Raw genomic sequence first — 22,315 nt, forward strand, 5'->3', positions numbered from 1 at the left:
GGAGTCTTCGGTCGGATGGTTTTATGTCTTCGATGAGTCGCGCGGTTCCGTCGTCTCCTGACCCTGCCGGTCAGGCCTGTTACCTCAGCGCGTCCAATGCGCAGGCCTGGCAGGCGGTCTATTCGTCGGTCGATGCCTATACCCGCGGCCAGGTCGCCGCGGTGGTGTCCGACAGCGCCGACGCCCTGGTCGACGCGTTCTATTCCACCTTGCTGGCTGACGCCGAAGCCGGCCCGCGCCTGTCTCACGAGATCGTTTCCAGCCGCCTGCACAAGGGCATGAAGCACTGGCTCAAGGGCCTGCTGTGCGTGCGCGATCAAGGCGATATCGCCGCGCTGATGGCCACCCAGAAAAAGGTCGGCGAAGTGCATGCGCGCGTGCACATTCCCATCCACCTGGTGATGGCCGGCGCTCGCATCCTGAAGAACGAGATCGCGCAACGCCTGCGTGCCAGCGACCTGGACGGCATCGCGGCATCGATCGCAACCCAGTACGTCTGTAATCTCTTTGACCTGGCAATCGAGCAGATGAGCCGCGCCTTCATGCGCGACATCAATCGCGGCGCGCGCAACGATGAGGCCTACCGGCTGTTCGCGCTGGGGCAGAACATCTCGACCGAACGCGAACGCCAGCGCGCGGCCCTGCTCGAATGGAGCCAGGCCGTGCTGATCGGCCTGCACTACCGCGCGCCTGAACAGGTCTTGCCGCGATTGGCGGCCTCCGAATTCGGCTTGTGGCTGCAGCACAAGGGCGGCGTGCTGTTCGAGAGCGCGCCGGCGCTGGGGCAGATTACCGAGGCCGTGGCACGGCTGGACGACGTGGTGCTGCCGCGCCTGTTGCAGGGTGGGCAGGCGGGACAGCCGTCGTTGCCCGACCAGGTGCGCGAGCTGCAAGAGCTGGTGGCACGCATCAAGCACCTGCTCAATGGCCTTTTCGACATGGTGGCCGAGATCGAAAGCGGCAGCGATCCGCTGACCAATGTCCTGAACCGGCGCTTTCTGCCTTCGGTGATCGGGCGCGAGATCCTGATCGCCACGCGCGAGCACTCGGCGTTTTCGGTGCTGCTGCTGGATATCGACCACTTCAAGGCCATCAACGACCAGTACGGGCATTCCGGCGGCGACCAGGTGTTGCGCCAGTTCGCCGAGGTGGTGCACCAGGCGTGTCGGTCCAGCGATTTCGTCTTCCGCTACGGCGGCGAGGAATTCCTGGTGGTGCTGGTGGATACGGCACGTGATGCCGCGCTGGCCGTAGCCGAGAAACTGGGCGCGGAAATCCGCCGGCATGCGTTCAGCATTCCCGAGGCGGGCACCCTGCGCATCACGACCAGCATCGGCGTGGCGACGTTTGATGGCCACCCTGACTACGCTTACCTGATCGACCGTGCCGACAAGGCGCTGTACCAGGCCAAGCAGGGCGGCCGCGACCGCAGCGTGGCGGCGTAGTGTCAACGCGCGGCCTGGCGCGTTGGCGTCATGATGCACCTGGATGCCGCCGCACCATGAAAAAGGCCGCCCTGCAAAGGGCGGCCTGATGGGGCAAGGCCGGGTCGGCCAGGCGCTTCAGATCTTCTTTTCGCCTCCCAGGGCGTCGACCAGCTCGGCCAGCATCTTGGCCAGCTCGCCCGTCATGAGCATCATGTCGGAGTCGAACTTTTCGTCGTCGTTGGTGGCCATGTTGTCGTTGCCTTCCTTGAGCACGTCCAGGGGGGCGACGCGCTTGACGTCCAGGCCCTCGGTCAGCACGAACGAGATGCGGTCGGCCCAGGTCATGGCCAGGCGCGTGCACTGCTTGCCCGACTGGATGTGGCGGCGCACGTCGTCGGCGTCGATCGAGTGCTTGACGTAGCGGATGGCCGCGCCGCTTTCGCCGGACGAACGCAGTTCGGTGTCCTGGTCGATGCTGAAATTGGACGGCGCTTCGTCTTCGGCCAGCCAGCCCGTCATGGCCGAGGCGGGCGACTGCGCGACGTACAGGTTTTCGAGCGGGAACGGGTCCACGCACTTGGCCAAGAGGCCGATCACTTCATCGGCCTTGGCCGAGGCGGCGGCGTCGATGACCAGCCAGTGGTTCTGCGGGTCGATCCAGACGCGGGTGTCGCGGTAGACGCTGAAGGCGCGCGGCAGGAGCTCGTCGGTGACGCGTTCCTTGATTTCCTTCATTTGCTTGCGGCCGGGCTTGTAACCTTGCTGCTCTTCGATTTCCTGGGCGCGGGCCTTGGCGACCTGGTTCACGACCGTACTGGGCAGCAGTTTCTTTTCGGCGCGCAGGTTGAGCAGGATCTGCCCGCCCACGACGTGGGCCAGGCCCCCGTTCTCGCGCGGAGGCACCCAGCCCAGGCTTTGCATTTCGAGGTTGTTGCCGGCTTGGTAGGCATGCCGCGCAAGCGTTTCTTCAAGCTGCTCGCCGGTCAGGGTCCACGGCGAGGATAGGCGGTAAATCTTGAGATTCTTGAACCACATGAGCGTCGGCCAAAAGGGTAGATTCTATACGACCCTGGCCGCTTTGCCGCAGCGGTGCAATACGATGGGGCGAGGCGACACGTTCTGTCACTGACACATGCCCGGCCATGCGGTAATGTCCGCGGCAACCGTGTGCAAGAGGAGAGAAAGCATGAAAATCGTGGGCGCTATCCTGATCGTGCTGGGCATTGCCGCTTTGGCCTACAAGGGCTTCAGCTACAAGTCCGAAGAAACCGTGTTGCAGGTGGGGTCGGTCAAGGCCACGGCCGAAACCGAGAAGTCCGTGCCGATTCCCATGTGGGCCGGCATCGCGGCCATCGTGGCCGGCGTACTGGTCATCGGCGTCGGCATGCGCCGTTAAGGCGCGCCTGTCCGCGTCATTCCGGGCGGCCGATTCGTCGGCCGCTTTTTTGCGTCTGCACGATGGCGGGCACAAAAAAAGCGGCCCGGCTCAATAGAGGCCGGGCCGGTACGGGAGCACACAATACCGCGTCATAAAAGGCTCGCGGGGAACGCGGTATCGGTGTCAGAACACTAGCCCTGCAACCGCCTGACAGGGGGATCAATCGCCAGGCGATCAGGCGCAAGGCCGTAATCTGAGGCGCCAGTCTAACGGCGAGGGTCTGACAGCGTCCTGAAAATGGTTGGCCCCCACGCTGCGCGCTTCGCGCTTGCTGCCCCCCAGGGGGGCTGCCCGGCCTTCGGGCGGCCGGGTGGGAAGTGGGCCCCCACGCTGCGCGCTTCGCGCTTGCTGCCCCCCAGGGGGGGCTGCCCGGCCTTCGGGCGGCCGGGCGGCCGGGCGGGCATCCTGGCGTGGCGTTGGCAGTGTCCTTCTCTCGCTTTTTTTTCGTGAAAAAAAAAAGCTCCCTGGGGAGCTTTTGAAAGGCCGGGCAGGCGCAGCAGTCCCACCCGGCGGGGGATGGTCGTTCAGGTGTTGATGTCGTTGTCCTTGGATTCGCGCACGAACAGCGTGCCGATGACCAGGGTCATGACTGCGATGATGATCGGGTACCACAGGCCGTCGTAGATATTGCCGGTGGCAGCGACGACGGCGAAGGCGACCGGGGGCAGGAAGCCGCCGAACCAGCCGTTGCCGATGTGGTACGGCAAGCTCATCGAGGTGTAGCGGATGCGGGTCGGGAACATTTCCACCAGCATGGCGGCGATGGGGCCGTACACCATCGTCACGTAGATCACCAGGATGGTCAGCAGCACGACGACCATGACGTTGTTGCTTTGCGCCGGGTCGGCCTTGGCGGGGTAGCCGTGGCTGCGGATCGCGGTGGTCAGGGCCTTGTCCAGTTCGGCCGCCTTGGCCTTGAAGTCGGCAGGCGCCAAGGTCTTGCCGTCGAACGAGGCGAACTCGTCGCTGCCGATCTTGACCTTGGCGATGGCGCCGGCGGGCGCAGCTTCGTTCTTGTAGTTCACCGAGTTGCGGGCCATGAACGACTTGACCACGTCGCAAGAGCTGGTGAACGAGGCGGTGCCCACGGGGTTGAACTGGAACGAGCAGGTGCTCGGGTCGGCGATGACCGTGACCGGCGCGGTGGCCTGGGCCTTTTCGAGCGCCGGGTTGGCGAAGTGCGTGAGGCCCTGGAAGATCGGGAAGTAGGTCGCCGCAGCGATCAGGCAGCCGGCCATGATGATGGGCTTGCGGCCGATCTTGTCCGAGAGCGCACCGAAGATCACGAAGAACGGGGTGCCGATCAGGAGCGCCAGGGCGATCATGATGTTGGCGGTGTTGGCGTCGACCTTCAGCGTCTGCGTCAGGAAGAACAGCGCGTAGAACTGGCCGGTGTACCAGACCACGGCCTGGCCGGCGGTCAGGCCCAGCAGCGCCAGGATCACGACCTTCAGGTTCTTCCACTGGCCGAACGATTCCTGGATCGGCGCCTTCGAACCCTTGCCTTCTTCCTTCATGCGCTTGAAGGTCGGCGATTCGTTCAACTGCAGGCGAATCCACACCGAGATGCCCAGCAGCACGACCGAGATCAGGAACGGAATGCGCCAGCCCCAGGCCTTGAAGTCGTCTTCACCCATGAACGTGCGGATGCCCAGGATCACCAGCAGCGACAGGAACAGGCCCAGGGTCGCAGTGGTCTGGATCCACGAGGTGTAGAAGCCGCGGCGGCCGTGCGGGGCGTGCTCGGCGACGTAGGTCGCGGCGCCGCCGTATTCACCGCCCAGCGCCAGGCCTTGCAACAGGCGCAGGACGATCAGGATGGCGGGTGCAGCCAGGCCGATGCTGGCGTAGCTGGGCAACACACCCACCAGGAAGGTGGACAGGCCCATCAGCACGATGGTGACCAGGAACGTGTATTTGCGGCCAACCAGGTCGCCCAGGCGGCCGAACACCAGTGCGCCGAAGGGGCGCACCGCGAAACCGGCGGCAAAGGCCAGCAGCGCGAAGATGAAGCCTGCGGTGGGGTTCACGCCCGAGAAAAAGTGCTGGGCGATGATCGCGGCCAGCGAACCGTAAAGATAAAAGTCGTACCACTCGAACACCGTGCCCAGCGACGAGGCAAAGATGACGCGGCGTTCATCCTTGGTCATCGGGCGCGGTTCCGCGGATGGACCGCGACCTGCCATGGTAGTTGTGCTCATGATGTCTCCTCGATTTTTTCTGGCCGGCGGTTTTCCGCCGTGCGTCACCCTCCGCCGGCAAGACCGACATCGAGCTATGCGCAAGGTTGGGACGCGAGGCTGACGAGGTTCTGACGGGACCCTTACCTGAATCTTAAAATTGAAACTAAAAGTAACTATCCCTGGGGAGGCTAGGGATAGTCCTTAGACGCTTGAGTCGGGGCGACGCTAGGCGTCGAGGTCGTCAGCGGGTTCGGAATAGAGCGGGAAGACGACCCGGATACGGGTGCCGGGCAGATCCGAATGCGGGGTGGGGTGGTCGCTGATCAGCACGGTGGCCTGATGTTTCTGGGCGATTTCCCTGACGATGGCCAGCCCCAGGCCGCTGCCGTCGGACAGCGTGCCCAGCACGCGGTAGAAGCGGTCGAACACGCGTTCGCGTTCCTCGGGGGCGATGCCGGGGCCGGAATCCTCGACTTCCAGGACGCCCTGGCCGTCCTGCTCCTGTACCCGCACCGTGATGTGGCCGCCGCGCGGCGTGTAGCGCAGCGCGTTGTCCACCAGATTGTTCAGCAGCTCGGCCAATAGCAGCGGGTTGCCGTTGATCAGGACCGGCGTTTCCGAGCCTTCGAAGCCCAGATCGGTGTTGAGCGACAGCGCCTGCGGCACCCAGTGCATCGCCTGCTCGTAGGCGATGGCGTTCAGGTCGGTGGCAGCCAGGCCGATCGCGCTGGGGTTCTCGGCGCGCGCCAGCAGCAGCAACTGGTTGACCAGCCGGGTCGCGCGTTCTGAGCCGGTCACCAACTGGCGCAGGCTGGACTGCATTTCCTCGGGACTGGCGTCGCGCAGGGCCAATTCGGCCTGTGTGCGCAGGCCGGCCAGCGGCGTCTTCAACTGGTGCGCGGCATCGGCGACGAAGCGGCGCTGCGCCTGCACGTTGGCCGACAGGCGATCCAGCAGATCGTTCATGGCCGCCACCAGCGGCGCGATCTCGGACGGCGCGGCGCGTTCATCGATGGGCGACAGGTCGTCGGGTCGGCGCGCCCGCAAGCGCTGCTGCAGTGCGTTCAGCGGCGCGACGCCGCGCGACAGCCCGAACCACACCAGCAGCACCGCGATCGGCAGCACCACGAATTGCGGAATGATCACGCCCTTGATGATGTCGTTGGCAAGCTGGGTGCGTTTTTCGACCGTCTCGGCGACGATCAGCAGCGCGGGCTGGGTGTTGGGCAGGTTCAGGTCGACCCAGGTGTAGGCCAGGCGGATGCCGAAGCCGCGCAGGGTGTCGTCCTCGTACTGCACTTCGCCGGGGCGGGGCTGGCCCACCGAGGCGGGCAGCGGCAGGGCGCGGTCGCCGCCGAGGTACTCGCCGCGGCTGCCCAGGGCCAGCCAGAAGACGCTGTCGGTCTCGTCGGCGCGCAGCACCTCGCGCGCCGGATCGGTCATGCGCAGCACCGCGCGGCCGTCCTGGGCGTGCACCTGGCGGGTCAGTACGTGCAGGTTGTTGGCCAGTGCGCGGTCGTAGGGCACGTTGGCGATGTTCTGCGCCACCACATAGGTGATGGCCACGCTCATGGGCCACAGCAGGAACAGCGGCGCCAGCATCCAGTCCAGGATCTCGCCCAGCAGCGAGCGCTGCGGCGGCGCGAAGCTGGGGCCGCGGGCGCCGGCCCGCATGACATCCAGCGCTTCCTGGTTGAGCGCCTCCGGCGTGGCAGGCTCAGCTTGCGAGGTACGCCGCACCCTGGTCCCGTTCAAGGCAGTAGCCCAGGCCGCGCACCGTCACGATCTTCACCCCGCTGGGTTCCAGCTTCTTGCGCAGGCGGTGCACATAGACTTCGATGGCGTTGGTGCTGACCTCTTCACCCCATTCGCACAGGTGGTCGACCAACTGGGTCTTGCTGACCATGCGGCCGCTGCGGGTCAGCAGGATTTCCAGCAGGCTGACTTCGCGGGCGGACAGGTCCAGCGTCTGGTCGTCGACCATGGCCACACGCCCGGTCTGGTCGAACACCAGCCGGCCGTGCTTGAGCAGCGTGGCGCCGCCGCCCGCGCCGCGACGGGTCAGGGCGCGCACGCGCGCTTCGAGCTCGGACAGCGCGAAAGGCTTGGCCATGTAGTCGTCGGCGCCCAGGTCCAGGCCTTTGACGCGCTGTTCGATGCTGTCGGCGGCGGTCAGGATGAGGACGGGCAGGGCGGAATTGCGGGCGCGCAGCCGGCGCAGCACCTCCAGCCCCGCCAACTGCGGCAAGCCGAGGTCGAGGATGAGCAGGTCGAAGGCCTGGGCCGCCAGCGCGGAATCGGCGGCCAGCCCGTCGCGTACGGCATCCACCGCGTAGCCGTTATGGCGCAACGAGCGTGACAGGCCGTCGGCCAGGATGCTGTCGTCTTCGGCGATCAGGATGCGCATGGGCTGCTGAATAAAGAGGGGAAACCGGCAACGCGCACCGGGCGCGCGCTGGCCGCCGCGGGGCTTGTGACCCAGGGCGGGCGGCCCGGCGGGCAATGGGGACATAACGCCGGGGGTATCCGCGATTCTGGCATAGGCCACCGCGCTTGCCCACTCAGGGAATACGTGGAAAACTCTGGCACACTGGTTTTTTGTACAGTACAATCCGATGCCATAATCTGCGCTATCCGAAATCTCAGGACAATCCGGTAGCTCGATACCCCCTCGACAACTCCGGTATCTCGACAACCCCGTACCGCGCCCCGATACGTTACAGACAGGACTCTACATGGACGACAAAACCACCAAGGCCGCCGCTTCGGAAAAAGCCAAGGCGCTTGCCGCCGCGCTTTCGCAGATCGAAAAGCAGTTCGGCAAGGGCTCGATCATGCGCTACGGCGACAACGAGGTCTCGCACGACATCCAGGTGGTGTCCACGGGGTCGTTGGGGCTGGATATCGCACTGGGCGTCGGCGGCCTGCCGCGGGGCCGCGTGGTTGAAATCTACGGTCCGGAATCCTCGGGCAAAACCACGCTGACCCTGCAGGTCATTGCCGAAATGCAGAAAATCGGCGGCACCTGCGCCTTCGTCGACGCCGAACACGCGCTGGACGTGCAGTACGCCAACAAGCTGGGCGTCAACCTGACCGACCTGCTGATCTCGCAGCCGGACACGGGCGAGCAGGCCCTGGAAATCACCGACGCCCTGGTGCGTTCGGGGTCGGTCGACCTGATCGTCATCGACTCGGTCGCGGCCCTGGTGCCCAAGGCCGAAATCGAAGGCGAAATGGGCGATTCGCTGCCGGGCCTGCAGGCCCGCCTGATGAGCCAGGCGCTGCGCAAGCTGACCGCCACCATCAAGCGCACCAATTGCATGGTCATCTTCATCAACCAGATCCGCATGAAGATCGGCGTCATGTTCGGCAACCCCGAAACCACCACCGGCGGCAACGCGCTCAAGTTCTACGCCTCGGTCCGCCTGGACATCCGCCGCATCGGTTCCATCAAGAAGGGCGACGAGGTCGTCGGTAATGAAACCCGCGTCAAGGTCGTCAAGAACAAGGTGGCGCCGCCGTTCAAGCAGGCCGAATTCGACATCATGTATGGCGCCGGCATCTCTCGCGAAGGCGAAATCATCGATCTGGGCGTGGCCGCCAACGTGGTGGACAAGTCCGGCGCGTGGTACAGCTACAACGGCAACCGCATCGGCCAGGGCAAGGACAACGTCCGCGAATACCTGAAAGAGCACAAGGAAATCGCGATCGAAATCGAAAACCGCGTTCGCGAAAACCAGGGCATCGTCAGCCGCGCGGCTGAATTCGTTCCCACCGCGGAAGACGACGCCGAGTAAATCGTCCGGCATCCGTCGCCAGGCCCCGATGCCGGGGTCCGGCATCGTCGCCGGGCCTTTCCGCCCGGTTGCCAGCGGCAGGCTCCCATGCATCAGGCCCCCACGTTGCGGGGCCAGCATGAGAGACCTGCCGCTGGCACATAGCAAGCAGGAAGCGCATGAGCTGGAAACCCTCCGCCGCGTCCGCTGACCGCCTACGCGCCAAGCTGGACGACGAATTCGAAACCGTGGCCAAGCCCGATGGGCTGCGCCGCACGTCGGACGCGCGGCGCGGGGCGGGTGCGGATGGCCGGGGCGGCGACGACGCGCCGCCCGATCAATGGCAGCGCAGCTCCGAAATGCGAGCCAGCGGCCGCAAAGGCGCGTCCAATCGATACCGCTCGCGCGCAGGTTCTGCCCGGGATGCAAAGGTTTCGGACGGCGATCCGTCGGGCGGCGATCCGTCGGACGGCGGTCCGTCGGGCGGCGCCCGCGAGGCCAAGGCCCCACCCAAGGGGCCGTCCTTGAAGATGCGCGCCGTGGGGTATCTGTCGCGGCGCGAACATGCCCGCGAAGAACTGGCTCGCAAGCTCGCCCCGCACGCCGACGATCCGGCCGAGGTCGACACCGTGCTCGACGCGCTGGAAAAAGAAGGCTGGCTGTCCACCGAACGCTTCGCACAGAGCCTGGTGCACCGGCGCGCTTCGCGCCAGGGGGCGGCCCGCATCGTCCAGGAACTGCGGCAGCACGGCGTGGACGACAGCCAGGTGGCCGAACTGCGCGAGCAACTGCGGGCCACGGAATACGACCGAGCACTGGAAGTCTGGAAAAGAAAGTTCGACGCCAAGCCCGAAGACCGCGCTGCGTATGCCAGGCAGGCCCGCTTCCTGGCCAGCCGTGGTTTTGCGCACGATGTCATTCGGCGCATCCTGGGCGCAGGCGACGACGAGTAGGCAGCGCAACGCGGGGTGTCGCTGGATCGCGTCATTGCCGATCTTCTGACTGCCGGGCCGGCGCATCGTCAGCGCGGGCCGCGGGTTCGCCGTGCGACGGCCCGCTTTGCGCCGCGGCCGTTTACTTCGCCGACTTGATCCCGCTGAGCGTCTTGAAGCAGACGTCGCGAGTCAGGGTCAGGAATTCATCGATGTAAGACGCGTCTGTGTCTTCGCTGCGCACCGTGGCGTACAGCGTGCGCCAGACGCCCTGCGGCCCCAGCCGGCACTGGCGCAGCCAGCCCTGGTTCATGTATTCGGTCAACGCCCAGTTGGGCAGGGCGGCCACGCCTCGGTTGCTGGCAACCAGTTGCGCGATGATCGGCGTCAGTTCGGCCTTGCGGATGGCGGCGGGTTCGACATCGGCCGGGTCCAGGAAGGCCGTGAAGATATCCAGGCGCTGCTTGTCCACCGGGTAGGTGATGAGCGTCTGGTCGGCCAGTTGGTCGGGCATGACGAACTTGCTGCCGGCCAGCGGATTGGATTCGGACACGGCCAGCACCAGCTCGTACTTGAACAGCGGCAGGTACTGCACCGCGTCCAGCGGCTGGGGGTCGGACGTGATGACCAGATCCAGGTCGCCCCGCACCAACGCGGGCAGGGGGGCGAAGGAAAACGCCGCAGACAGGTCCAGCGCCACATCCGGCCATTGCACACGGAAGGCGTCCAGCGCCGGCATCAGCCATTGAAAGCAGGAATGGCAGTCGATGGCCAGGTGCAGTCGGCCGGTGCGGCCGGCGGCCAGGCGCTGCAATTCGCGTTCGGTGGCGCGCATGCGCGGCAGCACCTCGTCGGCCAGGGCCAGCACGCGCAGCCCTGCCGTGGTCAGTCGGGCCGGGCGGGTGCGGCGGTTCAGCAGCGGCGTGCCCAGCCGCGTTTCCAGGTCGCGCAATTGGTGCGACAGGGCGGACTGGGTCAGGTGCAGGCGCTCTGCGGCTTCCTGCAGGCTGCCGCCTTCACGGATGGCGGTCAGCGTTTCTAGGTGGCGGATTTCCAGCATGCGGGCGGCGTGACGGTCAGGGCGAGCCGAGGCGGCGGGGCACCCAACCCCAGAGGGCGGGCATGAGCTTATATTGTATGAGATTCCCTCATCTTATGAATGTAGACATTGATTTTGATTCATTTTGATTTGGCGGCAGAATAGCCTTCATATGAACAAATTTTGTCGAATATAGGGGTAGTCATGACTACGATTCATAATTTGGGATTCCCCCGCATTGGGGCCCACCGCGAGTTGAAGCACGCTGTCGAAGCCTATTGGGCTGGCAAGCAGACCGGCGAAGCGCTGGCGCAAACCGGCCGCGACCTGCGCGCCCAGCACTGGAAGCTGCAGGCCGCCGCCGGCCTGAAGTTCGTGCCCGTGGGCGATTTCGCCTGGTACGACCAGATCCTGGAATGGACCACGTTGCTGGGCGCCGTGCCCGCCCGGTTCGGCCAGAAGGACAACGAGCCGGTGTCGCTGGACACCTTGTTCCGCATGGGCCGTGGTCGCGCGCCGTCGGGCAAGCCCGCCGCCGCCTGCGAAATGACCAAGTGGTTCGACACCAACTACCACTACATCGTGCCGGAACTGGTGCCCGGCCAGACCTTCCGCATCGCTCGCGAATCGCTGTTCGAGCAGGTCCAGGAAGCCCAGGCGCAGGGCTACGCGGTCAAGCCGGTGATCCCGGGCCCGCTGACCTGGCTGTTCCAGGGCAAGGGCGACGCGTTCGCCGCGGGGGCCGCCGACCCCGCCAAGTTGCAGCTGCTGACCAACCTGGTGCCGGTATACGTCGAAGTGCTGGCCCGCTTTGCCAAGCTGGGCGTGGAGTGGGTACAGGTCGACGAACCGATCCTGGCGCTGGATCTGCCGCAAGCCTGGCGCGATGCCTTCACGCGGGTCTACGCCACGCTGTCGGCCAGCCCGGTGAAACTGTTGCTCGCGACGTACTTCGACGGCCTGAAGGACAATCTGGAAACGACGCTGGGCCTGCCGGTCGCGGGTCTGCACGTGGACCTGGTCCGCGCGCCGGAGCAACTGGCCGAGGTGGTGGCCGGCCTGGGCGCCGACAAGGTGCTGTCCGCCGGGGTGATCAATGGCCGCAACATCTGGCGCACCGACCTGGACGCTGCCATCGCCACGCTGGCGCCGGTCAAGCAACAGCTGGGCGAGCGTCTGTGGCTGGCGCCGTCGTGCTCGCTGCTGCACGTGCCGGTGGACCTGGCCAACGAAACCGAGCTGGACGCCGAGCTCAAGAGCTGGCTGTCGTTCGCTGCGCAAAAGCTGGAAGAACTGAGCCTGTTGGGCCGCGCCCTGGACAGCGCCACGGAACCGTCGGTGCAGGACGGCCTGGCCAAGCAGCGCGCCGCCCTGGCCGCGCGCCGTTCGTCGGCCCGCATCCACAACCCGGTGGTGGCGCAGCGCATGGCCGCCTCGGCCAGCGTGTCGCGGGACCGCGCCCCGTTTGCCGGCCGCATTGCCCGCCAGCAGGAAGAACTGGGCCTGCCCGCCTACCCGACCACGACCATCGGTTCGTTCCCGCAAACCGCCGAAATCCGCGCGCTGCGCCGCGACTGGAAGTCGGGCGCGCTGACGGATTCGGCCTACGAGACCGCCATCCGCAAGGAAATCGAAGAGGTGATCCGCTTCCAGGAAAAGGTCGGCCTGGATGTGCTGGTGCACGGCGAACCTGAGCGCAACGACATGGTGGAGTACTTCGGCGAGCTGCTGGCCGGCTTTGCCTTCACCAAGAACGGCTGGGTGCAGAGCTACGGTTCGCGTTGCGTCAAGCCGCCGATCATCTTCGGCGACGTCGCCCGTCCCGCGCCGATGACGGTGGGCTGGTCGTCGTATGCGCAGTCGCTGACCGACAAGCCGGTCAAGGGCATGCTGACCGGGCCGGTCACCATCTTGCAGTGGTCGTTCGTGCGTGACGACCAGCCGCGCGAACAGACCTGCCGCCAACTGGCGCTGGCGCTGCGCGACGAAGTGGTAGACCTGGAAGCTGCCGGCATCAGCGTCATCCAGATCGACGAGCCGGCCATCCGCGAAGGCCTGCCGCTGCGCCGCGCCGACTGGCAGGCGTACCTGGACTGGGCGGTGGATTGCTTCCGCCTGTCGACCGCCGGCGTCCGCGACGAAACGCAGATCCACACCCACATGTGCTATTCGGAGTTCAACGACATCATCGAGTCCATCGCGGCCATGGACGCCGACGTGATTACGATCGAAACGTCGCGCTCCAACATGGAACTGCTCAAGGCGTTCGAAGACTTCCGCTATCCGAACGATATCGGCCCCGGGGTCTACGACATCCATTCGCCCAACGTGCCGGAGGTGGACTGGATGGTCGGCCTGATGGAAAAGGCTGCCGCCCGCCTGCCCAGGGAACGCCTGTGGGTCAACCCGGACTGCGGCCTGAAGACGCGCGCCTGGCCGGAAACTGAAGCCGCCCTGATCGGCATGGTGCAAGCCGCGCGCACGCTGCGCAGTGCCGCTTGATCACGCGGCTTCGTAGCGCCGCCTGAGACGCGCGCAATCGGTCGGGCGGCGGTCGGGCTTGCCGGCAAGGCCCACGCGCGGACTACCGGGCCCGGCAGCCCGGCACCCCCTGGTTTGTGCACTTCTCGCACAAGCCAGGGTTTTTTTTGGCCGCCGCTTGAACGAAACCGCGCCTTGTGGGTCAATAAGCAAAAATCCTACTCACCGGATTGTTGCCGTACCTATGATTCTTCAAGGCCCTTATCGGCCGGATCTGCTTGCCGCGGAAACGTTGCCCGATATTCTGGAAGCCACGATCCTGCGGCATCCCGCCGCCATCGCCATCCAATGGCTGGATCAATCACTGACTTACGAGGCGCTGGGGCGTCGCGCCGACCTGGCCGCGCACCACCTGATCGAGGCGGGGGTACGGCCCGGCGACATCGTCGGCCTGTGCCTGCCGCGCGGCGATGAGCTGCTGGTGATGCAGGCGGCCATCGCCAAGGCGGGCGCTGCCTGGCTGCCGTTCGAATCCGATACCCCTGCCGACCGCATGCTGGTCTGCCTGCAGGACGCAGGATCGCGCGGCCTGGTCGCCGGCGGCGACGTGCGCCTGGACGGCATGATCACCTGGACCCCCTGGCAGTTGTCGGTAGCGGTCGATGTGCCGCTGAGCCGGCGCGAAGGGCTGCTGCCCGAGCATCCGGCCTACGTCATCTACACCTCGGGGTCCACCGGCAAGCCCAAGGGCGTGCCCATCACCCAGGCCAGCATCTGCCACTTCCTGCGCAGCGAAAACGCGGTGCTGGGCGTGCGCCTGGGCGACAAGGTCTACCAGGGCTTTTCGGTCGCCTTCGACATGTCGTTCGAGGAAATCTGGATCAGCTACCTGGTCGGCGCCACCCTCTGGGTGGCGCCCAAGATGCTGACCACCGACCCCGAGGCCTTGCCCGAGGCCCTGGTGCGCGAAGGCGTGACGGTGCTGCACGCGGTGCCGACGTTGCTGGCCCTGTTCGGCCGCGACGTGCCGGGCCTGCGCATCGTCAACCTGGGCGGCGAGATGTGCCCGGAATTCCTGGTGCAGCGCTGGGCTACGCCTGGCCGGCGCCTGTTCAATACCTACGGTCCCACCGAAACCACCGTGTCGGCCAGCCTGGCCGAGCTGCTGCCCGGCCAGCCGGTCACCATCGGCACGCCGCTGCCCAACTACGGCATGCTGATTCGTGGCGAAGACGGGGCGGTGCTGCCGCAAGGGCAGACCGGCGAACTCTGTATCACCGGCCCCGGCGTGGCCGGCGGCTATCTGGGGCGCCCCGAACTGACGGCCGAGAAATTCCTGGCCAATCCGCGCCCCACGGGCGAGCACGACACCCGCATGTACCGCAGCGGCGACCTGGCCCGCATCGACGAGAACGGCCAGATCCAATGCCTGGGCCGCAGCGACGACCAGGTCAAGGTGCGAGGCTTTCGGGTCGAGCTGGGCGAGATCGAGGCCGCGCTGTACCGCCAGGCAGGCGTGGGCGCCGCCGCCGTCGTGCTGCGCGACCTGGCCGGCATCGATCAGCTGGTGGCCTTCCTGACGCCGGAGGGCGACGCCCGGCTCGATCCCCATGCGCTGCGGGCGGCGCTGGCCGTCGAGCTGCCGGCCTACATGATTCCCGCCCGTTTCGAGCTGGTGGCCGAAGTGCCGCGGCTGACCTCGGGCAAGATCGACCGCAAGGCGCTCAAGGCGCGCGAACTGGCCACCGCAGCCGAGCCCAGCGGCGAAGACGACACGCCGGTTTCGGCGGGCGAGCAGGCGCTGTTCGAGGCCTTGCGACCGCTGTTTCCGGGCCAGCCGTTGCGTCTGGCCAGCGACTTCTTCCGCGACCTGGGCGGCCATTCGCTGCTGGCGGCGCGGCTGGTGTCGTCGCTGCGCAAGCATCCGCAGTTTTCCGCGCTGACCATGCACGAGCTCTACCAGCATTCGGTGCTGGGGGCGCTGGCGGCCCGCTTGGACACGCTGGCGGACGAAGCGGCGGTGGTGCCGACCGATGCCGCCGCGGCCGGCGACAGCGCCACGCTGGCGCGCGCGCCTGAATGGCGCCGCTGGATCTGCGGCCTGGCGCAACTGGCCGTGCTGCCGCTGTTGATCGGCGTGCGCATGCTGATCTGGCTGACGCCGTTCTTTACCTACCACTACTTCACCGGCGACGAAGGCGATTCGGTCTGGCGCGCCGTGGCGCTGTCGATCGCCAGCTACCTGGCGTGCAACCTGCTCAGTTTCGTCGTGGCGGTGGTGTGCAAGTGGGGCATCCTGGGCCGGCTCAAGCCGGGCCGCTATCCGCTGTACGGCTGGACCTTCTACCGCTGGTGGCTGGTCGATCGCGTGCTGGACATCCCGCCCGCGCATCTGCTGGCCGGCTCGCCGCTGCAGGCGTGGTACCTGCGGGCGCTGGGCGCGCGCATTGGCCGCGATACCGCCATCAGCCGCATTTCCGTGCGTGCGCCAGACTTGCTGACCGTGGGCGACGGCGCCAGCATTGGCGCGGCGGTCAACCTGGAGAACTTCGAAGTGCGCGGCGCGCACTGGGAGGTCGCCCCGATCGTCCTGGCCGACAACGCCTATATCGGCTCGTATGCGGTGGTGCAGGGCAACGTCACGATGCAAGAGGGCGCCCGCCTGGAAGGCCTGTCGTCCCTGCCGGCCGGTTCGTGCATTCCCGCCGGCCAGATCTGGACCGGCGCGCCGGCCCGCCACGATCCGCAGGCCCGTGCCCCCGAACTGCCGCCGCGCCCGGTGCGTGAAGGCCGTTGGGCCCGGCTGGACGTGCTGGCCTATGCCGGCGGCGGCACGCTGATCGCCGCGCTGTTCTTCATGCCGGTGTTCCCCAGTTTCGTCTTGATCGACTGGATCGACGCGCGCTGGCTGGACCTGATGGGCTCGCGTGTGTGGTGGCCCAACGCGTTCCTGGCCTACCTGCTGCTGGCCTTGCCCGCCAGCGCCTTGCTGCTGTTCCTGACCGTGCTGGTCTCGGCCATGCTGCGCTGGGCGTTGCTGCCGCGCCTGACGGGCGGGCGTTGGCCGGTCTACGGCCAGATCTACCTGCGGCGCTGGCTGACCAACCAGATCCAGGAGTCCAGCCTGAGCGTGCTGCACGGCCTGTACGCGTCCCTCTACGCCGGCACCTGGTACCGGCTGCTGGGCGCCAAGGTTGGGCGGGGCACCGAGATTTCCACGGCGATGGGCATCGTGCCCGACATGCTGACCCTGGGCCGCGACAGCTTCATCGCCGACGGCGTGATGCTGGGCGACGAGGAAATCGACCGTGGCTGGATGACCATGCGGCCCACCGTCATCGGCAACCGCAGCTTCGTCGGCAACGGCGCCTACGTGCCCGACGGCTCGGTGCTGCCGGACGACGTGCTGATCGGCGTGCAGAGCCGCGCCCCCGCCAACGCCCGCATGGCCAGCGGCCAGACCTGGCTGGGCAATCCGCCGCTGGCGCTGCCGGCGCGCGAGCAGACGGCCGGCTTTCCCGAGCACCTGACCTTCCGTCCCAGCCTGGGCCGCAAGGTGGCGCGTGGCGCGGTCGAGGGCATGCGCATGATCCTGCCGCTGGCGGTGGTCATCGCCGTGGGCTATCTGACGGTCATGAAGGTCATCCCCATCGCCGTGCGCGACGGCTTCCTGGCTGCCTTCGACGAGCTGATGCTGGCCGGCGTGCTGTACGGAGTGGGCACCTTCTTGTTCCTGGTCCTGCTGAAATGGCTGCTGATCGGCCGCTACCGGCCGCGCGCCGAGCCGATGTGGACGCCGTTCGTCTGGAAGAGCGAAGCCGTCACCAGCCTGTATGAATCCATCGCCGTGCCCAATTTCTTCAATTTCCTGCGGGCCACGCCCTGGCTGCCGCTGGCGCTGCGCTGCATGGGCGCCAAGATCGGCAAGCGGGTGTTCATGGACACCACCGACGTCACCGAGTACGACTGCGTATTTATTGGGGACGATGCCGTGCTGCACGCCTGGTCGGGCCCGCAGACCCACCTGTTCGAAGACCGGGTCATGAAAATCGGGCCGGTTCGCATCGGCCACGGCGTCAATGTCGGCCCGCGCACCACGATCCTGTACGACACCCGGGTCGAGGACGGCGCCCGCCTGGGGCCGCTGACGTTGGTGCTCAAGGGCGAGAGCATCCCGGCCGGCCAGGCCTGGATGGGCAGTCCGGCCACCCCGTGGACGCGGCGCTGATGCGCCTGGCGGCCGCGGGGCCGGTACCCGGGGCGTGCGGCGCGCATCAAGACGGTTGGGGCAGGGCGGGCTGCGCTATACTTTGAAGGTTTTGTTGCCGCGCACCATTCCTTGCCCGGCCCTTTTCGCCCCGCAGGCCCCAAGCATGCCCTTGCCACCGCCGGATTGTCCTCGCCAGCCGCTGCACACGCGTTCGATACGTGTGCAGTCGTATGCGCGCGATGACGGCAACTGGGACCTGGAAGCCGAGCTCATCGACGTCAAGGCGTACGATTTTCCCAAGCGCGACGGCGAAATGTTCAAGGCGGGGCAACCCATCCACCATATGCACCTGCGCATCACCATCGACGGCGATTTCACCATCGTCGCCGCGCAGGCCGTCTATGATGCCGCGCCCTATGGCGAGCATTGCATGGCCATCGAACCTGCCTACCAAGACCTGATCGGCATGAACCTGCTCAAGGGGTTCCGCCGCCAGGTCAAGGAACGGTTCGGCCATGTCGAAGGCTGTACGCACATGACCGAGCTGTCGCAGGTGCTTCCCACCGCGGCGGTCCAGACCATGGCCAACCGCCGGCGGCAGGAAAGCAACCCGAACCGGCGTCCATTCCAACTGGACGGCTGCCATGCCCTGAGCACCGGCGGCCCGGTGGTGGCTGAGCACTATCCCAAGTGGTACACCGGGGGTAGCGCTGAGGCATCGGCCGATTCGACCTCCGATTCACCTTCTCTTTCTCATACGTCCTGACAGGTAACACATGAAAATCCACGAGTATCAAGGCAAGGAACTGCTGAAGCAATTTGGCGTCCCCGTGCCGCGCGGGATCCCCGCACTTTCCGTCGACGAGGCCGTGGCTGCCGCTGAAAAGCTGGGTGGACCGGTTTGGGTCGTCAAGGCACAGATTCACGCGGGCGGCCGCGGCAAGGGCGGCGGCGTCAAGCTGGCGCGCTCGCTGGACGACGTGCGCAAGCTGGCCTCGGAAATCCTGGGCATGCAGCTGATCACGCACCAGACCGGCCCGGAAGGCCAGAAGGTCCGTCGCCTGTACATCGAAGACGGCGCCGACATCCAGAAGGAATACTACGTGTCGCTGGTCACTGACCGCGCCACGCAGAAGGTCGCCTTCATCGCCTCCAGCGAAGGCGGCATGGACATCGAGGAAGTGGCTCACTCCACCCCCGAAAAGATCATCACCGAATATATCGACCCGCTGACCGGCCTGTCCGCCGAGCAAGCCACCAAGATCGCCAACGCGATCGGCCTGCCCGCCGACTCGACCGCCCAGGCCGTCGACGTGTTCCAGAAGCTCTACAAGTGCTACATGGACACCGACGCCTCGCTGGTTGAAATCAACCCGCTGAACCGCGACAGCAAGGGCAACATCATCGCCCTGGACGCCAAGTTCAACTTCGACTCCAACGCCCTGTTCCGCCACCCGGAAATCGTCGCCTACCGCGACCTGGACGAAGAAGATCCCGCTGAAATCGAAGCCAGCAAGTTCGACCTGGCCTACATCCAGCTCGACGGCAACATCGGCTGCCTGGTGAACGGCGCCGGTCTGGCCATGGCCACGATGGACACCATCAAGCTGTTCGGCGGCGAGCCGGCCAACTTCCTGGACGTCGGCGGCGGCGCCACGGCCGAGAAGGTCACGGAAGCCTTCAAGATCATGCTCAAGAACAAGAGCGTGAAGGCCATCCTGGTCAACATCTTCGGCGGCATCATGCGCTGCGACGTCATCGCCGAAGGCGTGATCGCGGCTTGCAAGGCCGTCAACCTGAACGTGCCGCTGGTCGTGCGCATGAAGGGCACCAACGAAGAACTCGGCAAGAAGATGCTGGCCGACTCCGGTCTGCCGATCATCAGCGCCGACACGATGGCCGAAGCCGCCACCCGCGTCGTAGCCGCCGTCAAGTAAATATGCCCCCACGCCGCGCTACTTCGTGGCTTGCTGCCCCCCCAGGGGGCGCTTTCCACCTTGGGACGGCCCGGCGGTACAAAGAAAATCCAAGGATTCACAAATGTCGATTCTGATCAACAAGGACACCAAAGTCATCACCCAGGGCATCACGGGCAAGACGGGCCAGTTCCACACCCGTATGTGCCGTGAGTACGCCAATGGCAAGGCCGCTTTCGTGGCCGGCGTGAACCCCAAGAAGGCGGGTGAAGACTTCGAAGGCGTGCCGATTTTCGCTTCGGTGAAAGACGCCAAGGCCGACACTGGCGCGACCGTGTCCGTCATCTACGTGCCGCCGGCCGGCGCCGCCGCTGCCATCTGGGAAGCCGTCGAGGCCGAACTGGATCTGGTGATCTGCATCACCGAAGGCATCCCCGTCCGTGACATGCTGGAAGTCAAGAACCGCATGAAGGCCAAGGGCAGCAAGACGCTGCTGCTGGGCCCGAACTGCCCCGGCCTGATCACCCCCGACGAAATCAAGATCGGCATCATGCCCGGTCACATCCACCGCAAGGGCCGCATCGGCATCGTCAGCCGCTCGGGCACCCTGACGTACGAAGCCGTGGCGCAAGTCACCGAGCTGGGCCTGGGTCAATCCAGCGCCGTCGGCATCGGTGGTGACCCCATCAACGGCCTGAAGCACGTCGACGTCCTGAAGATGTTCAATGACGATCCCGACACCGACGCCGTCATCATGATCGGCGAAATCGGCGGTCCGGACGAAGTCAACGCCGCCGAGTGGGCCAAGGACAACATGAAGAAGCCGGTCGTCGGCTTCATCGCCGGTGTCACCGCTCCTCCCGGAAAGCGCATGGGCCACGCTGGCGCCCTGATCTCCGGCGGCGCCGACACGGCCGACGCCAAGCTGGAAGTCATGGAAGCTTGCGGTATCCGCACGACCCGCAACCCCTCCGAAATGGGCAAGCTGCTCAAGTCGGTGCTGTAAGGTCGCATGCATGGCAAAAGGCCCGCTTCGGCGGGCCTTTTTTCGTTCGTCCGGCATCTTTTCCTAGGGAAACCCCGTGTCCATGATGCGGCCGGTGAAACATACGGAAAGCTGAACGAAACTATAATGAAAGAAATTCCGCACGTACCCAGCAAGAATGCCGTCGGGCTCGCACCAAGACGGTCAGTACGTTTTTTGTCTTTTTCACCCATTCATTTGGTTTGTCCTAGGGGGATCACGTCCTAGGAAAGAGAGGTATGGAACTCAGTTCAGCGGCATTCTGGTTAGCGTTGCTCCAGATCATTTGGGTCAACATTCTGCTGTCGGGCGACAACGCCGTGGTCATTGCGCTGGCCGCGCGTTCACTGCCCCCGGCGCAGCAAAAGAAAGCGATCGTGATCGGCTCGGCCGCCGCGATCATCATGCGTATCGTACTGACGCTGGTCGCCGCCAAGCTGCTGATGCTGCCGTGGCTCAAGCTCATCGGCGCGCTGCTGCTGGTGTACATCGGCGTGACGCTGCTGCTGCCCGAAGGCGAAGACGATGGCGATGGCAAGACCCACGGCAACCTGCTGACCGCAATCCGCACTATCATGATTGCTGACCTGGTCATGAGCCTGGACAACGTGGTGGCGGTGGCCGCCGCCGCAATGGGCGATACGACCCTGCTGGTGCTGGGTCTGGCGATCAGTATTCCGCTGGTGATTTTCGGCAGCACGCTGTTGCTCAAGGTCATCGAACGCTTCCCGCTCATCGTCTGGGTGGGCGCGGCGCTGTTGGGCTTCATTGCCGGCGAACTGCTGGTGGGTGATCCGGCCCTGCAAGAGCCGGTGGCGCGCATCGATGCGGCATTGGGCATGACCCAGCACAGTTTCGCGCTCATGACTGGCGCGCTGGGTGCGGTGCTGGTCCTGGCGATCGGTAAAGTTTTGCTGATTCGCCAGAAAGCTGACTGAAAGCTGAACTACAATAATAAGTTGTTTTGAATTGGCCCGTCGCGTGCACAACGCGGCGGGTCGGCCGGCACGGGGCCGGCTTTTCTTTTGATAAATGCCTTCGGGGGTTCAAATTGCTTGAGTTTTTCCAGACGCTGAGTTGGGCAGCGGTATTCCAGATCATCCTTATCGACATCCTGCTCGGCGGCGACAACGCGGTGGTCATCGCGCTGGCCTGCCGCAACCTGGAGCCCAAGCAACGCATGCAGGGCATCCTGTGGGGCACCGCCGGCGCCATCATCCTGCGCGTCGTGCTGATCGCCTTCGCACTGACCCTGCTGTCGATTCCGTTCCTGAAAGTCGTGGGCGGCCTCTTGCTGGTGTGGATCGGCGTCAAGCTGCTGATCCCCGAGGACGACGCGCACGGTAACGTCAAGGGCGGGACATCCATCATTTCCGCCATCAAGACCATCATCATCGCTGACTTCGTGATGAGCCTGGACAACGTCATCGCCATCGCCGGCGCCGCCCAGAACGCCCACGCCGATCACCAGATCGGCCTGGTGATCTTCGGCCTGGTCGTCAGTGTGCCCATCATCATCTGGGGCAGCACGCTGGTCCTGAAGCTGATCGACAAGTATCCGCTGGTTGTTACGTTTGGCGCGGCGCTGCTGGGCTGGATCGCAGGCGGCATGCTTATTACCGACGTGGTTGTCGAACGTCAATTCGGCGTTCAGCCCACTGCGGTTAAAATCGCTGCTGAAATTATCGGCGCCTTGCTCGTTGTTGTCCTTGGACGGTGGCTGGCAAGCCGCAAAACCGCTTCCAAGGAATCAGCACATGAGTCTGCGTAGATCCGTCGATCCCCAGCAATCCGAATCGGGCCTGAGCCTGTTGCAGGGCCTGTTCGTGCTGGCCATCCTCGGGGTAGTCGCGACGGTCATCGTCTCCAACTTCGTTTGATGACGCCTC

Annotated in this window: 17 protein-coding genes; 12 read left to right on the top strand and 5 right to left on the bottom strand. The window is 65.6% G+C overall.

The window, feature by feature from the left end:
* The first annotated feature begins 23 nt into the window (after positions 1 to 23).
* Positions 24 to 1,445: a diguanylate cyclase gene (locus tag ACUDP5_RS08000; RefSeq protein WP_263915024.1), complete on the top strand. Its 1,422-nt coding sequence runs from the start codon at positions 24 to 26 to the stop codon at positions 1,443 to 1,445.
* Positions 1,446 to 1,562: 117 nt separating this feature from the next.
* On the opposite strand, the gene ACUDP5_RS08005 is transcribed toward ACUDP5_RS08000, so the two are convergent.
* Positions 1,563 to 2,462, bottom strand: a complete 900-nt coding sequence (locus tag ACUDP5_RS08005) for a recombination-associated protein RdgC (RefSeq protein ID WP_183004000.1) — start codon at positions 2,460 to 2,462, stop codon at positions 1,563 to 1,565.
* Between the two features lie 151 nt (positions 2,463 to 2,613).
* Here ACUDP5_RS08005 and ACUDP5_RS08010 point away from each other — a divergent pair, with 151 nt between their 5' ends.
* Positions 2,614 to 2,823: a hypothetical protein gene (locus ACUDP5_RS08010; protein ID WP_006388393.1), complete on the top strand. Its 210-nt coding sequence runs from the start codon at positions 2,614 to 2,616 to the stop codon at positions 2,821 to 2,823.
* A gap of 566 nt (positions 2,824 to 3,389) precedes the next feature.
* On the opposite strand, the gene ACUDP5_RS08015 is transcribed toward ACUDP5_RS08010, so the two are convergent.
* The 3 genes from ACUDP5_RS08015 to ACUDP5_RS08025 all read right to left on the bottom strand — a co-directional run bounded on the left by ACUDP5_RS08015 (position 3,390) and on the right by ACUDP5_RS08025 (position 7,455).
* Positions 3,390 to 5,051, bottom strand: coding sequence for an MFS transporter (locus ACUDP5_RS08015; protein WP_445659138.1), 1,662 nt, complete (start codon positions 5,049 to 5,051; stop codon positions 3,390 to 3,392).
* Between the two features lie 222 nt (positions 5,052 to 5,273).
* Positions 5,274 to 6,650, bottom strand: coding sequence for a sensor histidine kinase N-terminal domain-containing protein (locus ACUDP5_RS08020; RefSeq protein WP_445659139.1), 1,377 nt, complete (start codon positions 6,648 to 6,650; stop codon positions 5,274 to 5,276).
* Positions 6,651 to 6,765: 115 nt separating this feature from the next.
* Positions 6,766 to 7,455: a response regulator transcription factor gene (locus tag ACUDP5_RS08025; RefSeq protein ID WP_006393745.1), complete on the bottom strand. Its 690-nt coding sequence runs from the start codon at positions 7,453 to 7,455 to the stop codon at positions 6,766 to 6,768.
* A gap of 328 nt (positions 7,456 to 7,783) precedes the next feature.
* On the opposite strand from ACUDP5_RS08025, the gene recA reads away from it, so the two are divergent.
* A complete protein-coding gene (gene recA / locus ACUDP5_RS08030) occupies positions 7,784 to 8,845 on the top strand; it encodes a recombinase RecA (protein ID WP_025140288.1) in 1,062 nt (353 codons plus the stop codon).
* Positions 8,846 to 9,003: 158 nt separating this feature from the next.
* Positions 9,004 to 9,777 carry a recombination regulator RecX gene (recX, locus tag ACUDP5_RS08035; RefSeq protein ID WP_445658506.1) on the top strand — a complete coding sequence of 258 codons (774 nt, stop codon included), beginning with the start codon at positions 9,004 to 9,006 and terminating at the stop codon, positions 9,775 to 9,777.
* Between the two features lie 121 nt (positions 9,778 to 9,898).
* Here the strand turns inward: recX and ACUDP5_RS08040 are convergent, their stop codons facing one another.
* Positions 9,899 to 10,816: a LysR family transcriptional regulator gene (locus ACUDP5_RS08040; RefSeq protein WP_263915028.1), complete on the bottom strand. Its 918-nt coding sequence runs from the start codon at positions 10,814 to 10,816 to the stop codon at positions 9,899 to 9,901.
* A 183-nt stretch (positions 10,817 to 10,999) separates the two neighbouring features.
* On the opposite strand from ACUDP5_RS08040, the gene metE reads away from it, so the two are divergent.
* The 8 genes from metE (at position 11,000) to ACUDP5_RS08080 (ending at position 22,306) form a co-directional block, all read left to right on the top strand.
* Positions 11,000 to 13,297, top strand: coding sequence for a 5-methyltetrahydropteroyltriglutamate--homocysteine S-methyltransferase (metE, locus tag ACUDP5_RS08045; protein WP_445658507.1), 2,298 nt, complete (start codon positions 11,000 to 11,002; stop codon positions 13,295 to 13,297).
* A 223-nt stretch (positions 13,298 to 13,520) separates the two neighbouring features.
* On the top strand, positions 13,521 to 17,504 hold the full coding sequence (locus ACUDP5_RS08050) for a Pls/PosA family non-ribosomal peptide synthetase (protein ID WP_445658508.1): 3,984 nt from the start codon (positions 13,521 to 13,523) through the stop codon (positions 17,502 to 17,504).
* Between the two features lie 145 nt (positions 17,505 to 17,649).
* Complete coding sequence (locus ACUDP5_RS08055; protein ID WP_263915031.1) at positions 17,650 to 18,252, top strand: DUF2889 domain-containing protein; 603 nt, start codon at positions 17,650 to 17,652, stop codon at positions 18,250 to 18,252.
* A 10-nt stretch (positions 18,253 to 18,262) separates the two neighbouring features.
* Entirely contained in the window at positions 18,263 to 19,423 is a 1,161-nt protein-coding gene (gene sucC, locus ACUDP5_RS08060; RefSeq protein WP_263915032.1) for an ADP-forming succinate--CoA ligase subunit beta, read from the top strand.
* Between the two features lie 103 nt (positions 19,424 to 19,526).
* Positions 19,527 to 20,408: a succinate--CoA ligase subunit alpha gene (gene sucD / locus ACUDP5_RS08065; RefSeq protein WP_013392545.1), complete on the top strand. Its 882-nt coding sequence runs from the start codon at positions 19,527 to 19,529 to the stop codon at positions 20,406 to 20,408.
* A 257-nt stretch (positions 20,409 to 20,665) separates the two neighbouring features.
* On the top strand, positions 20,666 to 21,364 hold the full coding sequence (locus ACUDP5_RS08070; RefSeq protein WP_263915033.1) for a TerC family protein: 699 nt from the start codon (positions 20,666 to 20,668) through the stop codon (positions 21,362 to 21,364).
* A 113-nt stretch (positions 21,365 to 21,477) separates the two neighbouring features.
* Complete coding sequence (locus tag ACUDP5_RS08075; RefSeq protein WP_263915056.1) at positions 21,478 to 22,197, top strand: TerC family protein; 720 nt, start codon at positions 21,478 to 21,480, stop codon at positions 22,195 to 22,197.
* A complete protein-coding gene (locus ACUDP5_RS08080) occupies positions 22,184 to 22,306 on the top strand; it encodes a hypothetical protein (RefSeq protein ID WP_006218348.1) in 123 nt (40 codons plus the stop codon). Before ACUDP5_RS08075 ends, ACUDP5_RS08080 begins: the two co-directional genes overlap by 14 nt.
* Positions 22,307 to 22,315 lie beyond the last annotated feature (9 nt).

The sequence above is a fragment of the Achromobacter sp. NCFB-sbj8-Ac1-l genome, from assembly GCF_052695805.1.